The following is a 15477-nucleotide window of genomic DNA, read 5'->3' as shown; positions in this document are numbered from 1 at the left end:
CCAGATAAGTTCTGGGGTTTTTTTTTTCATTCAATTATTTCTTGATGGCTGTTTATCTGCTCAAACCGGGCTTCCAGCTCGGCGCGCGAGGCCTGCCGGATCTTCTCAGAGGTGCCGTAGCCTATTTCCTGCTCCCCGGCCGCCAATCGGGCCACGATGCTGTCCGCAAACTCATCGACGGGCACGGCCCAGGTATGCAGACCCGGTCCGCCCAGGTCGGTATTGACGCCGGGCGGCACAATTTCCAGCACGCTCACCCCAACAGAAGCAAGCTGCTGCCGGAGCGAGAGCGTGAAGGAATGCAGCGCCGCCTTAGTAGCGCTATAAACAGGCGCCGCCGCCATCGGCGCAAACGCCAGCCCCGACGACACATTGATAACCACCGGGTTGGCTTGCTGCCGCAGGTGGGGCAGCAGCAAAGCCGTCAGGTGAATGGGCGCTTCAAAGTTGATGGCTATTTCCTGGCGCTGCTCTTCCCAAGCCTCCAGGCTGGGGGGCAAATCGGCTAGCTGGAAACGGTTTTGGATGCCAGCGTTATTGATCAGCACATTCAGGGCCGGGAAGTCGGCCTGCACCTGGCGGGCCAGTTCAGCGCGGTCGGTGGCCTGCGCCAGGTCGCACTCATAGATATGCAAACCAGGCACTTTGGCTTGCGCATCGCGTAACTTATCGGCACGGCGCCCGCAGATAATTACATCACTACCCGCCTCACGCAGGCGCCGGGCCAGCGCCAGCCCGATGCCGGAAGCGCCGCCCGTTATCAGTATCGTGTTGTTTTGGAGGTTCATAGAATAGCTGCTACTGATGGTTGAATAAGAAATATTTACTCCTAAACGCAGTAAAGCGTGCGGGAACGAAAACCATGAACCCTAGCTCAAGCTTTTTTTGCCATCAGCAATGTCGGTCTCTTATACAACCGCTGAACATGGACAGGAGAGGGCATAAAAAAAGGCATCCCACCCGGAATGCCCTTTTCAAATCCCAAAGTTGAAGACAAAGTCCCACCCCTACTTCAACCTGGGTTAGCCTACCGAAATCGGCGCCACAACTGACAGTATTGGCACCATTCCAGAGACTAAGACTGTTGGTGAAAGCCAGCTAACCAGCTTATCACGAATATCTTCATTAAGGTGTAAGCCTCAATTCTGATGGCAATTTAGAAAAAAGTTGGCAATACCTAATGTATCTACCTCAAAAATTTATAGGGCAAATGTAAAAAACATGTACTTTTATTAAAACAGCCCCATAGAATAGAGGCTACCGTCACAAAGAAACAAATTTAATAAGGAACTTTGCATTGTGTCGCCGCTCCACATCCTAGTTTCCTTTTTCTCCTTCTATAGAACCTAAAGCATGGCACCTACTCCGAAGCGTGTTTCCATTATCGACATAGCCAAGGCGCTAAACTTGTCGGTAGCGACGGTATCAAGGGCATTAGCCGACAAAAAAGATATTGGCGAGGCCACCAAAGCGCGCGTGCGCCAGTTGGCTCAGGAGCTGAACTATCGGCCCAACCAGTTGGCCTCGGCGCTGCGCAAAGGCCGAAGCGGCACTCTGGGCGTGATTGTGCCGCACATAAAGGGTTATTTCTTTCCGGCCGTAATGCACGGCATCGAAACGATAGCCAGCAAAGCGGGCTACAACGTGCTTTTGTGCGAGTCGAACGAAGACGTGCGGCGCGAGCGGCGCAACGTCGAAACGCTGCTGTCGGCGCAAGTGGAGGGCATTCTGATGTCGGTATCAGCCACCACCCTCGACCAAACAGACCACTTTGAACAGGTACGAAAGCAAGGCACCCCGTTGGTGTTTTTTGACCGCATGCCCGAGCTGCCTGGTAGCACCGGCGTCGTGCTCGACGACTTTTCGGGCGCCTATCAGGTAGTCACTCATCTGATTGAGCAAGGTTGTACGCGGATTGCGCACTTGGCTGGCCCTCAACATTTAAATACCAGCCGCAACCGCTACCTGGGCTACGCGCAGGCTATGCGGGCACACGGTCTGCCCCTCGACGATGAGAACTTAGTATTTGCGCTACCAGCGCTAAGCCAGGAATCTGGTCGCATGGGCATGGAGCATTTGTTAGGGCTGGCCCAGCCGCCGGATGCAGTGTTTGCCGCCTACGCTATCCCTACGGCTGGCGCCCTGGAAGTCCTGCACGAGCGCAAAGTTCGGGTGCCGCAGGATATAGCCTTAGCCTGCTTCAGCAACGAGCCCTTCACCACCATGACCACCCCCCGCCTGACCGCCGTAGATCAGCGGGCCGAACAGATGGGCGAGACGGCGGTACGCCTGTTTTTGCAGCTTTGCAAGCGTGGCCCTGAGTACGCGCCCCCACCCATTGTACTCAAGCCAGAGCTTCGTCTCCGCGACTCCTCTCTGCATATGCAGCATTGGCAGCCCCAGCTAAAGGCTTCTTAAAATTGAGTTACGCATAAACTAACTGAAGGCATTACACTTAGTATCTCCTTTAACACTTAGTAATTAAAAAAGCCCCCCAGTAGACTTCATAGTCTGCTGGGGGGCTTTTTTGTATGCAACATAAGCGCAAACAAGAAATTAATTGAGAGATGAGTCTACTTAAAATGTTAAATATTTAATATATTATTTATTTAACATTCACCAATCCTAAATATCGTAATTAAATAGGTATTTATTATCAAATGGGATACAAGTTATACACCTCTTTTAAATAAGATGACATTAATAACAATTAATATAATATGTGATGCATTACATATTCTTTATATATATTATATTAAATATAAATAGGCACAATAAATAAGGTTATATGAATTTATTTAAGCAGCTGAGCAGCTCTTTCTTTCTCGCCTAGTCAGGTTACAGTTGTGCTTAAATACCTGTTAATAATGACAAAAAATTGAACCCACGTAAGACACTTATAATTTTTTGTGTATTAAAAGATAACAAAGTGCGACAACACACCAAAAGTGATAAAAATAAATTTAAGTATTTATAAGCTCGATATTATTTTTATCCAAAATTATGTTTATATATTTCAATTCAAAGGAAGGAATATACTTAAACACACCCGACACTGTTACATCCAACTTCTCTAGCCCAATTACAGACAGGCCCACTATATATGGGTACAGTAACCTCTTACGCCTTATGCGGCAGGTGGGGCTATTTTTTATTGTCTTCACTAACCCGAATTTTTGTATGAAAAAATATACGAACCACACAGCACGTTGTAGAAATTATGAAGCCTTTCGGTTTTCCATCTTACTACATTCACTTAAAGGTTTTTTTTAAACAAAAAAATACTCCGCTACTCCACCAAAACACACTATTCAACAACTAGAAACACTGCGGCTATATTTTTACTAGCACTTCTATGCTCTACTGCATGGGCTCAGAACGCTATAATTGATGAGAATAAGCTACCAGGAAATCCATCTTCAGAGTGGCAGATAACCGGCGCCGGAGATTTAAATATCCAAGGTTTTGCCACCGATATCAGCTACAATAAAGGCTCGCTGGCCAGCTTCAAAATAAAAACGAGTCCCTCCACGGCCGCGTACGGCATCAATATTTATCGGCTGGGCTATTATCAGGGCAATGGCGCTCGCTTTCAAGGCGATGCCACGGTTGTGCCTGGCGGAGGAGCCCAACCCACCTGCCAAACCGATGCGACTACAGGCTTAGTGGACTGTGGAAACTGGGCTGTGTCGGGCACCTGGCAGATTCCTGTTAACGCCGTTTCTGACATATACATTGCCAAATTAACCCCCACCGGGGGCGGGTCCAGCCACATCGTCTTAATCGTCCGTGACGATGCGGGCACCTCCAATTTGCTTTTCTAAACGTCGGATGCCACGTGGCAAGCCTATAACGTTTATGGCGATAATAATGATGGTAAAAGCCTGTACACTGGCTCTGGTGGTAAGGCCTCAAAAGTAAGCTATAACCGCCCTTTCCTTACGCGTACCGGGGGCGGCGCAGATAAGGACTGGCTTTTCAATGCGGAGTACCCCATGATTCGCTGGCTTGAAGCGAACGGCTATGATGTAAACTATAGTACCAACGTCGACACAGATCGGAACGGCGATTTGCTCGCCCGCCACAAGGTATTCATGTCGGTTGGGCATGATGAGTACTGGTCGAAAGGCATGCGAGACAATGTAACCGCAGCCCGGAACGCGGGTACTCACTTAGCCTTTTTCAGCGGCAATGAAGTGTATTGGAAAACCCGCTGGGAAAGCAGTGGGGGGCAAATGAGGTGGTCTAGCTAAGCCGGACACATTTGGGACGTTGTTTGAAGGTGGATTTCGAAGTGGTTGGGGGCGAGATAGCTGAGCGAAGAATGCCGCCGCTCCGCGTTGTAGTAGGCGACCTGGTGGCTAATTTCGAGCTTAGCCCCGACCAGTCCAGGCAAGCTGCCGCCGTCGAGCAGCTCGGCCTTGAAGCGGCTCCAAAACGATTCGGCATGCGCGTTATCGTAGCAGTTGCCCCGCCGACTCATGCTTTGCAGCGCGCCATGTTTGGCAACTAGGTCTTTGAAACGGGTAGCCGTGTACTGGCTGCCCTGGTCGGAGTGCACGATGAGCCCCGCGGGTGGGCAGCACACCACGAGCGCCCAGCGGAGCGCCTCGCTGACCAAAGCCTCAGGCATGGTGTCGCGCACGTCCCAGCCCACGACCTTGCGTGAGCAGCGGTCCAGCCGGACGGCCAGGTAGAGCCAGCCGCCGCCCTGACGGGGCAGGTAGGTGATATCGCCCACCCAGACCTGATTCAGGGCGGTGGGGGCCAGCTAGCTCAGCAGACGGTTGGGCGCGGCCCGCACGGCCGGGTCGAAATCGGTGGTACGGGGCACGAACGAGCGGGGCTGTTGGGCCCGCAAGCCGTGGGCTTTGAGCACGCGGCGGATGCGCCAGCGGCCCACGGCGTGGCCTTGAGCCTGCACTTCGGCCCGCAGCTGGCGCGTGCCGTAGCGCTGGCTGTGGTCGGCAAACGCCTCACGCACGGCCACTTGCCAGGCGGGCTCAGGCAGCGCACGGTTCCGCTGCCGTTGCCAGGCGTAGTAGGCGCTGGATGCAACCTGCAGGACGTGGCAGAGCTGACGCACTGGGGCCTGGCTGGCCCGCTGGGCGATGTAGCGGTAAGTACTCACGGGGTCGGCTGGCCGATACTGCGCGTTAAGCAGTTGCTGACCAAGGCTTTTTTTTAAATGTACAGCTCCTACGCCAGCCGCTTATTGGCGGCGCGCAGGGCATGTATCTCCGGGTCACGGGCTACTTCTACACTGCCCACCTCGGCTACGAGCTGCGCCTGCTGCCAACGGTAGAGCAGCTTGGGGCTGATGTCCAACCGCCGGGCCGCGCGCTGGCCAGGCGCAGGGCCTCGGTTTTGAAGGCCACGTCGTACTTGCGTCGTTTATCGGGCGACGCCCCGCTCTTTTTGGCCGTCATTACAGAAGAAATATACGTCCTTCTTCTGTCCGTCATCTCTAGACCACCTCAGTCGGCCAAGAACCTATGTGGCCGTTGCAAAACCCCCAACGGTGCATTTTCTAGGTCGTATTAGCGGCTAGTAGAGGCCGGGAGGCCCCTAAGGAGGTCCCTTGTTAACAGCGGGTGGGGCTCGAATACCCTATGTTGGGGTTGCGTTAGTATCTGGACAAAGAATTACGGTAGAGCGACCGAGGGCCACTAATCACACTGTTAGCCTGTTCTCTACTCCTGAAAAGGCGGTTTGCCTACGTAAAGCAGAAGCGCCAGAAAGCTTTTATGCCTAGCACACCTACCTCCAACTAGCTGTAATGTAACTACTTACTCGCATAGTGCAATTCTTTGTCCAGATACTAACGCAACCCCTTTAGTGTGAATGCATAATCGCTGGGTAAGCAGGGGCTTCCTGCACATTCATTTCCTCTGGTTCGTCCTAGAGAATTCCAAGACTATGGCAGCAGAATAATAACGACTACCTATTTTCATATTATATAACAATTTAAGTATTTATTATAATTAATTTATTGTATATCAATTACTAATTGCTTAGCTTAGACCTAGTTAAAAATGATAGCCTCCGGTTGCCTCCTAGGCACGGTGCCTGAGCTAGTGAACCTCCACACAGGCCCACAAGGGGACTGGTCTTTTACACGCTGCCTATTGGTTGCCGTCGACGGCAAGACCTTTGGTCCTTTTCTGGATCTTTCTTTTCGGGATGATGCGCCTTTAGTAAGCCTAGCGGCTCCTACGCGCAGCAGTACTTAGTAGTTGAAAGAGTTGCCTATCCTGCTGAGTTGCCTGCCCTCCTACAGCGACAGGCTACGTTCTCGTCGCCTTTCTCACTCCTTCATTTTCCTGGCCCCTGTACCCAGCCCTGTTAACGAGCGGAAACAGGCGGTCTTTTCTCTTCTGTTCCTTGGGTTCAAGACATGGGACTGCTCCTGCCGTGTCTTGGTAGGCTGCCTGGCAGCCGTTGACGAGTTCAGTGTTGTTCCTGTCTTTTTTCACCTACCCCATCATGACTCCTATCTCTTTACTCCACACACCTGATTGCCCGCCCACTTCTGCTCTCTTTCCTTCCTGCCAACCCCCGGCTGTCCTGAAGGCAAACGCCCGCTCGGCGAGCAATGGGCTAACCTGGCTCGGGCGCGTCGCGCTGCTCTGGATTCTTAGTGTTGGGCTGTCCTTTCAGTCCGCTGTTGCCCAGGATCCTGGCATCGGCGGTACCCAGGCCGGCTTTGAAATTGACGCCGATTTCAAGTCCGGCTTCATTCCCTCCTTTTGGAAAGGCACGGCGCCCAACCAAACATATTTTCCCAGCATCATCTATGGCGACGACTGGTCGAGGGGCCCCTCCGGAAATCCGGTCCTGCTGCAGCAAGGGGGCATCTCCATTCTTGGGGTAACCGCCGATGGCCGCAGCATCTGGCAGGTAGATGGCAACTGGGGCACCGCGTCCACCATCGGCGAGTTGTCCGTGTTTGCTGGGCAGTCCAACAAAAATGGCGACGCCATCGGGACGGGCCCCGCCGTCGACCCCAAGGTCACGCAAAAACCCTACGCGGTGGGCACCGGCAGCGGCGGTCCGCAAAAAAACGACATCACCAATACGTTTCTGCACTCACGGGAAATAGGGGGCAAGTTGTGGCTGTTTTTTGCCGCCGAAACCCGGTCGGTGAACGGGGCCAGCTACCTCGATTTTGAGTATAACCAAGCCGGGGCGAAAGTCATCGGCAATCAGCTCGTCGGCCAAGGTCTGGTAAATGGGCGGACGGTCGGTGATTTTCTGCTGGTCGTGAACTATACCGGCGGGGGCAACAAGCCCGTCATCGGCGTGCGCACCTGGCTGGCTTCCGGTACGTGGTCAGCCGAGAGGTCCGTGAGCACTTTGGGGGCCTTTATTACGACTAACACGGCTAATGTGGATGCCGTAGCGCCTAACAAGTCCTTTACCACGGAGGGCGCTCCCAGCAGCACCTCGGGAGCCCTGCAAATGGTTGAGGGGGGTATTAATATAACCGATGTGGAAGGGTTGGATGACCTGAACCAGTGTACCCCACTGGCTACCATCACCGTGAAAACCCGTTCGTCGCCCTCGTACACGTCCGAGTTGAAGGACTTCGACATTCTCAAGTTCGCCCTTACGCCTTCGGCAGCGGCAGAGGTGGCGGCCGTGGATCCGCAGTGCAAAGCGGCCAGTGGGCCGACCGTGTTTAACGTGACCGGGAGTTACAGCAACGGCACCGCGACCTGGAGCGTCTCGGCCGGGGGTATCCTGTCCAACGAAAGCACAGCGAACGGGGTAGCTTCCGCTACCGTCAGCGTTGCCGGCGACGGCCCGGTAACCGTAACCCTGACGACAGCCAGTGTCAATGCGGCCTGTCCTCCCTTCTCCGATAGCGAAACACTCACCATCAACCCATTACCTACGGTTACGGCCGCCGACAAGTCGGTATGCATCGGCGGCTCGGTGGCCCTGACCGGCACGCCGGTGACTGGCGGCACCTGGAGCGGCACCGGCGTGAGTGGCTCGATCTTTAACTCCACGGGGCTGGCTGCGGGTGAGTATACCGTGACCTACAGCTTCACCAATGCCAATAATTGTACCAATACCGCTACGGCCAAGGTCACCGTGAACGCCTTGCCTACGGTTATGGCCGCCGACAAGTCGGTATGCATCGGCGGCTCGGTGGCCCTGACCGGCACGCCGGCGACTGGCGGCACCTGGAGCGGCACCGGCGTGAGTGGCTCGATCTTTAACTCTGCGGGGCTGGCTGCGGGTGAGTATATGGTTACCTACAGCTTCACCGACGCGGGCACCACGTGTACGAACACGGCCACCGCCAAGGTCACGGTGAACCCGCTGCCCACGGCCGCCATCAGCGGGGGCGTCTTCTGTAAAGCCGGTACCACGCAGCTCACCGTAACAAGTGGCACAACCGGGGGTACTTTCAGCTCCAGCCCGGCAGGTTTGAGTATGGGCAGTAGCGGGCTGATCGATTTGGCGGCCAGTACCGTAGGAACGTACACCATCACCTATAGCTTCTCCGACGCGAACACCTGCACCAACACGACCACCAGTTCGGTGACGGTGGATGACCTCCCCGGCCCGCCCGCGGTTACGGTCATTCAGCCGAGCTGCGACCGGATGCTGGGCAGTGTCACCGTCACCAGCCCTGTGGGGGATAATGTGGAGTACAGCAACCAAGGGGGTACGTATCAAAAAAGCCCCACCTTCTCCTTTGCGGCGGGACAAGGGTATAGTATTGTTGCGCGCACGGTAGGAACCGTCTGTGTATCTGGAGCGGCCACCTGCACGCCTGATCCGGACTATGTAAGCGTGCGTGCCGTCAGCAGTTCGCAACAGCTGGCTAAAACCGCTCCTGCTCCCGAAAAAAGCATCCAGACGGAGGTCTATCCCAACCCCACGGGACGGGATGCGACCATCAACTTTCGCGTCCCCAGTAGCGGGCGGGTAGAAGTGCGGGTCTATAATGCGATGGGCGTAGAAGTAGCGACTTTATTCAACGGAGAGGCCCAGGCCGGCGAGAACCGCTCCGTCGTCTTTAAGGGAAGCAGCTTGCCCTCGGGCACCTATTACTACCGCGTCACCACCAATGGCAAAACCAAGACTAATCGCATCAGCCTCGCTAAATAAGGCATCCTGATTGGTCGTCCACGAAAAGGCCCATCCACCCTGGATGGGCCTTTTCAATTCAAGATATGCTATAGGCGTGATGGCGCCCATCGAAGTCCGGCGTGGCTACTTTGCCCAGGTAGATTACCAGCAGGCCGAGCAGGCCTGGGACGCTGCCCCGCGCTAATGGATAGCGGAGGAGACATGGATGCCACTACGTTTCCGTCGTATAAATGCCATTACGTGCATTAGGGCGCCTATAAGCGATGTGCCAGCCCCAACACCGCCTTCTATAAGCTGGGTAGAAGGCGGTGTTGGGGGCTTATGCGTTAACAAGAGGGCCATAAATCTGGCACACGACATCGGGAAACGAGGCGTCTGGGCTCCTTTTCTTAGTGGTGAATAGTACTGCAAGCAGCTCCTCAACCCCAAGCAACCAATGCGTTAGATGCTATAATTCCCTTTTTAAAGCCTCACGGACGTCCCTGATTCAGCCTCCGTAGTGGGTGGGGAGTTGGAGCGGCCGAACGGGTAACCCGACCGTTGCCACGGCGGCCATTAGGATGTGTGAGAGAGTCTAGCAAAGTGAGACAGAAAAGGGCGTTATCTTCCTACTGTCATGACGCAAAAAATGAACCCGGGCTCGCCACACAAGCGCCGCCAGTACACGGAAGCCTTTCGCGCGGAGGCGTTGCGCCTGGCTTCTGAGAGTCGCAGCACGCAAGCCGCGGCCCGCCAACTCAACATCACCCCGAAATTGCTCTACAAGTGGCAAAAGGCCGCGCAACCCCCACTGGAGTTGGGCCAGGGGGAAAGCGAAAGCGCGGCCATGCGGGAGCTGCGAGCGGAGAATTGCCGCTTGCAGCAGGAGCGCGACATCCTAAAAAAAGCCTTGGCCATCTTTATGCCACCGACCACGTGAGCCGCTACCGCTTTATCTAAGCGCAAACGCGACATTACTCCGTGCGTCGGCTCTGTCAGGAGTTGGGCGTAGGGGTGGCCAGCTATTACCGGTGGCGGCAAAAGGTAGCGGCGCACTCCTCCATGCCGACCTGGGAAAGGGAGCTGTGTCACGTGTTTTTCCAGCACCAGCGGCGCTACGGCACGCGGCGCTTGCAGGCGGCGTTGCAGGCCCAAGGCCACCGAGTGGGTCGCCACCGCATCCGCCACGCCTTACGCCGACGTCAGCTAGTGGCCCTGCGGCCGCGGGCCTTCGTGCCGCGCACGACCCAGAGCGAACACGGGCCGCGCGTGGCGGCCAACCACCTGCTGGCCCGGCCAGCGCCCACGGCAGCCGACCAAGTGTGGGTGGGCGATATCACTATGTGCCCCTGCACAATGGCGCGTGGGCCTATCTGGCCGCGTCTCAGGATGCCTACTCCAAGCGCGTGGTGGGCTGGCAGGTGCTGGGCAGTATGGCCGAAGAGTTGGTGGTTACAGCTTTGCGGCGGGCGCTGCTAAGTCGGCAGCCGGCCAAGGGACTCATCATTCACTCTGACCGGGGCAGGCAGTACTGCGGTAATACCTGCCACCGTCTGCTCACCGAGCGGCACCTGGTGCGCAGCATGAGCCGAAAAGGCAACTGCTACGACAACGCCCAAGCCGAGAGCCTGTGGTCCCGCCTCAAAACGGAGGTGCTCTTGGATCGCGCTGCTTTCACTTCTGTGGCCGAGGCGCAAGCCGAGCTGGCCACGTATTTTGACTATTACAATCCCCAGCGACGGCACTCAGCGTTGGGCTATGAGTGCCCGCATAGTTTTGAACAACAGGCTCTTCTAACTAAGACCCAACTCTGTCTCACCTAAGCCGACCACCTCAGATTAATACAAAAGCTAAGTGAGGAAACCGCAGAAGCTGGTCGGCGCTATGAGTTTGAAGTAGATATTCACCTGCTGCCCCAAGGAGTTTATATAGGCCGGTTGATAGCTAATTCACAAGCCCAAATGACTTGGGTATGCACTAAGGAAAGGCGGAAAACGAACTTAAAAGTTGGGTTTTCCGCCTTTCCTTAGTGCATACCCGAGTCATCTGCTACTTCCATCTACTCTGCGGACAACGCCATCCAAACTGTACTCTCGCTCAACTTCAAATTTGCCCCCCAGTGACAGGAATTTGATTTACACCTGGATTGAGAGTATAGTAGAACAGTATAGACAAAAAGCAAAAAAAATACAGTTAAATTAATATGTCAGCTTTTCAAAAGCTCTTCATGTAGTCACTGATGATATTTTTAACTTCTTCATTACTTAGAAAAATCCATTTTATTTAAATCATAATACACCCAGCTATTTTCAACAATTGCGATTGCACAAATTGCCCTAACAACTTTCCGGTAGCTGATTGCCAGCATCAGCTTTATGCCTCCTCATTCCCTTTACTTACTCCTAACTAAAAGCCTCTTATCGCTATTCAACCCGCGCTTACCAATTATCTCTCGATTGTTAAATAACCACCCCAAAGCCATGAAAATTAAGCTGCTATTTATATTGATCTTACTCGGTTTGCCTTGTTGGCCATCAGCAATTGCTCAAACGCTCCCCACCGGATTTTCTTCTGTAACCGTGGCTGCTAACTGGGACGAAGCCGTGGGCATCACTTTCAATAAATCGGGTACGCAAATGTTCGTGTGGGAACGGCCCGGCCGCGTGTGGGTGGTAGAAAATGGACAGCGCAGTCTAGTGCTGGATATTTGAGCGGAAGTCGGCGGCTGGCGCGATTACGGGTTGCTCGGCTTTGCCCTCCATCCTGACTTTGATACCAATGGCTACTTCTACCTGTTTTATACCGTCGACCGCCATCACCTGATGAACTTCGGCACGAGCAATTATAGCCCGACAACCGATGAATACTTTAATGCCACGATCAACCGCCTTACCCGCTACACGGCCACCAAAACCACCACGGGGTACACCGTCAGTGCGGCCAGCCGCAAAGTGCTGCTAGGTGCTACCCGGCAAACCGGGGTACCCATTCTCCACCAAAGCCACGGACCCGGCACCTTGGTGTTCGGCACGGATGGCACGCTGCTGCTATCTACCGGCGACGGCGCCAGCTATGATGGGGTGGATGTCGGCAGTTCCAGCAATACCTATTATGCCCAAGCTTTGGCGGACGGCATTATCCCGAGTGAGCAAAATGTAGGTTCCTTCCGATCCCAGCAACTGGAAAGCTATAATGGCAAGGTAATGCGCCTCGACCCCGAAACAGGCAATGGACTGCCCAGCAACCCCTTTTACAATGGCAACGCCGCTTCGGTGCAGTCAAAAGTATGGGCGCTAAGTCTGCGAAACCCCTTCCGAATGGCCCTCAAGCCCGGCTCGGGCAGCACGCTTCCTAGTGATGGACGACCAGGTGTGTTGTACATCGGGGATGTAGGCTTCTATACGTGGGAGGAGCTTAATATCGCTACTAAACCAGGAATGAACTTTGGCTGGCCACTCTATGAGGGGCTAATGGAGGAGACCAACTATATTAACTGGAAAACATACAATCCATACGCGCCCAACCCCGCATACGGTACTGCAGGCTGCAGTCAGCAGTACTTATCCTTCCAAGACCTGATCAAACAGCAGACAGCCAGCGGTACGGCTACTTACCTTAACCCCTGTACCGGCCAAGCCTTGCCTACGTCGGTTAGAACCTTTATGCACAGCCGGCCAGCCATTGATTGGAAGCACGGGGATGCCGGACCTTCTCGCACGGGCACCTTCAACGGCGAGACAGCCACCACTACCAATCTAAATGACCCTGCTTCGCCGGTTACAGGCTCCCTATTTGGGGGTAGCGCAGCGGTGGGGGGAGCTTTTTACACAGCCAATGAATACCCCCCAGAATATCGGAACACCTGTTTTTTTGGCGATTACACGGCTGGGTTTATTCGCAACATCAGTGTCGATGGCACCGATAAGCCACTGGCCGTCAAAGATTTTATCAATAACGGCGCAGTCGTCGTATCGATGGCGGCTCACCCCACCGATGGCTCCCTCTACTATGTGAGCTTCGCCCCGTCCGAAATCAGAAAGATCCTATACCGGGCTCCTGACCGCGCCCCCATTGCCGTCGCCTCAGCCGATAAGACGTTTGGGCTCGGGCCGCTCACGGTACAGTTTACAGGCGATAAGTCGTATGATCCGGATGGCAAAAGCATCACGTATCAGTGGAACTTCGGGGATGGAGGGACTAGTACACTCGCCAACCCTACTCATACCTATGCGACAGGTAACCCTGCCAATTACACCGTCACGCTGACCGTGCGCGACAACTCACTTAGTGGACAGACCTCGCTCGTCATATCAGCCAACAACACCCCGCCACAGGTTACGATTACCAGTCCGGCTGATGGCACTAAGTATCCCATGGATAAGGGGAATGTTAGTTATCCATTAAGAGCAAGCGTCACAGATCCGCAACACAGTGGCAGTCAGCTGAAATACGAGTGGCAAACAACCTTGCATCACGACGACCACAATCACCCCGAACCTGTTGATACCAATCCGGAAACTAGTACTACGATTACCCCATTAGGCTGCGGGGCGGAGACTTACTTCTATCGCATTAGCCTCACCGTAACGGATGCGCTGGGGCTGGCCACCAAGCAAGAAGTCACGCTCTATCCGGATTGTAGTTCACTCCCTCCTGGTTCAGCCGTCTACCGCATCAATGCTGGTGGGCCGGCTGTGGGACAGTTTTCCGCCGATCAATACTTTACGTCAACAGGCGGTGGTGTTTACACATCTCCAAATCCAGTCAGCGGCACCAGTAACCCTACCATTTACCAGTCCGAGCGTTGGGGCCAGGGCACGCTCAACTATGCTTTTCCCGTCACCAATGGCCAGTACACGGTCGTGCTGCACTTCGCTGAAATCTGGTACACGGCCGCCGGCCAGCGTGTGTTCGATGCCTCGCTGGAGAATACGAAAGTCTTGACGGCCTACGATATCGTCAAGAAAGTGGGCAGTTTCACCGCTACGACCGAGACATTCCCCGTCAGCGTCACCGATGGGGTGCTGAATGTAAACCTTTCCTCGCTCAATCCGGGCAACATCGAGAACCCTAAGATCTCCGCGATTGAAGTGCTGAGTGCTTCCTCAACTAACCAGCCCCCCACCGCCAATGCCGGAGATGATAAGACAATTACCTTGCCCACCAACTCGGTAACCCTGAACGGGCAGGGCTCAGATACGGACGGCACCATCAGCAGCTACAGCTGGACTAAAACGAATGGACCAAGCGCTACGCTCAGCGGAGCGACCACCCCAAATTTAGCTGTCAGCGGGATGGCAGCTGGTAGCTATACGTTCCGCCTCACGGTCACGGATAACGGTGGCGCAACAGCTTTTGATGACGTCAACGTAACGGTAAATTCAGCCCCGGCCCCACCACCAACCGGCCCTCAAATCGCCAGCTTTACGCTTATAAATGTTACCACTGGGCAGGGAACAACGCTTACAGAAGGTGGGGTAATCGACTTGACCCAGAGCACATACTTTAACATTAGAGCTAATCCGGGCGCGTCCACTGTCAGCCGAGTAGACTTTACGCTGTCGGGTACGGAGCGTCGAACCAATAGCGATAGGTCTGTTCCCTTCACGCTCATTACGAATAACACTTGGCGGCCGCAGGTCGGTACCTATACGTTGGCGGCCACACCATTTGCAACCAATGGAAACGGCAGTGCCGGCACGGCTTCCACGATTAACTTCCGGGTGGCCAATGGTGCCACAGCTCTCCAAACCAGTGCGGCCCTGCAGCTTGATAAAGCCAAGGCTTCGACCGAAGATCAGGTACGATATTACCCGAACCCCTTCACCGATGAATTCACCCTGCTGATCCAAGCGAAGAGCACTGCCAAACACGCCGTGAAACTCTCCGATATGGTAGGCAGAGAGGTAGTAATATTGGAGGATGTACCCAATGGCAAGCATATCAGCTTAGGCAAGAAACTCCCGGCTGGCGTATATACCCTCACGATACGTACCGGTGTCAAAGTCAAGCACTATCGGTTGATTAAAGCGAACTAGTGCTTCGTTGGGCTGCCAGCCTGACCGTCTGGTTGTTTTATTCTTTTCTCAATAGTTTTATTCTCTTCTCAATAAAAAAGCCCCCCAGATTCCGCTGGGGGGCTTTTTGTTGAAACCCAGCTGTGTTCAGTATAAAGATAGCCCTGATCATACGCGCTGGCTGTAGCGCCACTCACTACACAATTCAGGCCTCTAAAATCTACTTTGAGCTGCCTTCAGCACGGCATACCACTCGTCATATATCGGAAGCACAACCGTAGAAAAACACGCCTCGAAGTGGCCCGGGGGGCAAATTTGTCACTTAGCATGCGCTGTCGTAAGTTAGATCGTTGCGGCCGCTACCTCGGGCCCA

At 54.3% G+C, this 15477-nt stretch carries 12 protein-coding genes and 1 pseudogene; 8 read left to right on the top strand and 5 right to left on the bottom strand.

The features are described 5' to 3' along the window. Positions 1 to 26: 26 nt before the first annotated feature. Positions 27 to 788, bottom strand: coding sequence for an SDR family oxidoreductase (locus tag H8B13_RS12240; RefSeq protein ID WP_187311102.1), 762 nt, complete (start codon positions 786 to 788; stop codon positions 27 to 29). A 565-nt stretch (positions 789 to 1353) separates the two neighbouring features. Here H8B13_RS12240 and H8B13_RS12235 point away from each other — a divergent pair. Next, entirely contained in the window at positions 1354 to 2418 is a 1065-nt protein-coding gene (locus H8B13_RS12235) for a LacI family DNA-binding transcriptional regulator (protein ID WP_187311101.1), read from the top strand. 1031 nt (positions 2419 to 3449) lie between these two features. Here the strand turns inward: H8B13_RS12235 and H8B13_RS12230 are convergent. After that, complete coding sequence (locus H8B13_RS12230) at positions 3450 to 3596, bottom strand: hypothetical protein (RefSeq protein WP_187311100.1); 147 nt, start codon at positions 3594 to 3596, stop codon at positions 3450 to 3452. Between H8B13_RS12230 and H8B13_RS21580 the strand changes: the two are divergent. Then, positions 3546 to 4253: pseudogene (locus H8B13_RS21580) on the top strand (N,N-dimethylformamidase beta subunit family domain-containing protein). The gene H8B13_RS12230 and the pseudogene H8B13_RS21580 sit on opposite strands and share 51 nt — an antisense overlap. Here H8B13_RS21580 and H8B13_RS12220 read toward each other — a convergent pair. The 3 genes from H8B13_RS12220 to H8B13_RS21260 form a co-directional block, all read right to left on the bottom strand. Further along, the gene (locus tag H8B13_RS12220) at positions 4250 to 4756 is read right to left on the bottom strand and encodes an IS3 family transposase (RefSeq protein ID WP_261990386.1); all 507 of its coding nucleotides are present in this window, start codon (positions 4754 to 4756) and stop codon (positions 4250 to 4252) included. The pseudogene H8B13_RS21580 and the gene H8B13_RS12220 sit on opposite strands and share 4 nt — an antisense overlap. Positions 4757 to 4771: 15 nt before the next feature. Beyond that, positions 4772 to 5131 carry an IS3 family transposase gene (locus tag H8B13_RS12215; protein WP_187311097.1) on the bottom strand — a complete coding sequence of 120 codons (360 nt, stop codon included), beginning with the start codon at positions 5129 to 5131 and terminating at the stop codon, positions 4772 to 4774. A 68-nt stretch (positions 5132 to 5199) separates the two neighbouring features. Then, positions 5200 to 5328, bottom strand: a complete 129-nt coding sequence (locus tag H8B13_RS21260; RefSeq protein WP_261990351.1) for a hypothetical protein — start codon at positions 5326 to 5328, stop codon at positions 5200 to 5202. Between the two features lie 1158 nt (positions 5329 to 6486). Between H8B13_RS21260 and H8B13_RS12210 the strand changes: the two genes are divergently transcribed. The 6 genes from H8B13_RS12210 (at position 6487) to H8B13_RS21575 (ending at position 15125) form a co-directional block, all read left to right on the top strand. After that, on the top strand, positions 6487 to 9126 hold the full coding sequence (locus H8B13_RS12210; RefSeq protein WP_187311096.1) for a T9SS type A sorting domain-containing protein: 2640 nt from the start codon (positions 6487 to 6489) through the stop codon (positions 9124 to 9126). 598 nt (positions 9127 to 9724) lie between these two features. Beyond that, positions 9725 to 10027, top strand: a complete 303-nt coding sequence (locus H8B13_RS12205) for a transposase (RefSeq protein ID WP_187311095.1) — start codon at positions 9725 to 9727, stop codon at positions 10025 to 10027. Between the two features lie 41 nt (positions 10028 to 10068). Continuing rightward, positions 10069 to 10566 (top strand): IS3 family transposase, encoded by a 498-nt coding sequence (locus tag H8B13_RS12200; RefSeq protein WP_187311094.1) that lies wholly within the window; start codon positions 10069 to 10071, stop codon positions 10564 to 10566. Next, the gene (locus H8B13_RS12195; RefSeq protein ID WP_261990383.1) at positions 10461 to 10910 is read left to right on the top strand and encodes an integrase core domain-containing protein; all 450 of its coding nucleotides are present in this window, start codon (positions 10461 to 10463) and stop codon (positions 10908 to 10910) included. Before H8B13_RS12200 ends, H8B13_RS12195 begins: the two co-directional genes overlap by 106 nt. 756 nt (positions 10911 to 11666) lie before the next feature. Further along, the gene (locus H8B13_RS21255) at positions 11667 to 11798 is read left to right on the top strand and encodes a hypothetical protein (protein WP_261990350.1); all 132 of its coding nucleotides are present in this window, start codon (positions 11667 to 11669) and stop codon (positions 11796 to 11798) included. Positions 11799 to 11828: 30 nt separating this feature from the next. Beyond that, the gene (locus H8B13_RS21575; protein WP_187311093.1) at positions 11829 to 15125 is read left to right on the top strand and encodes a PKD domain-containing protein; all 3297 of its coding nucleotides are present in this window, start codon (positions 11829 to 11831) and stop codon (positions 15123 to 15125) included. Positions 15126 to 15477 lie beyond the last annotated feature (352 nt).

The organism is Hymenobacter sp. BT188 (assembly GCF_014333585.1).
Taxonomy (GTDB): Bacteria; Bacteroidota; Bacteroidia; order Cytophagales; family Hymenobacteraceae; genus Hymenobacter.
The sequence above is the reverse complement of the archived record's forward strand: the minus strand, read 5'-3'. Positions and strand labels throughout refer to the sequence as shown.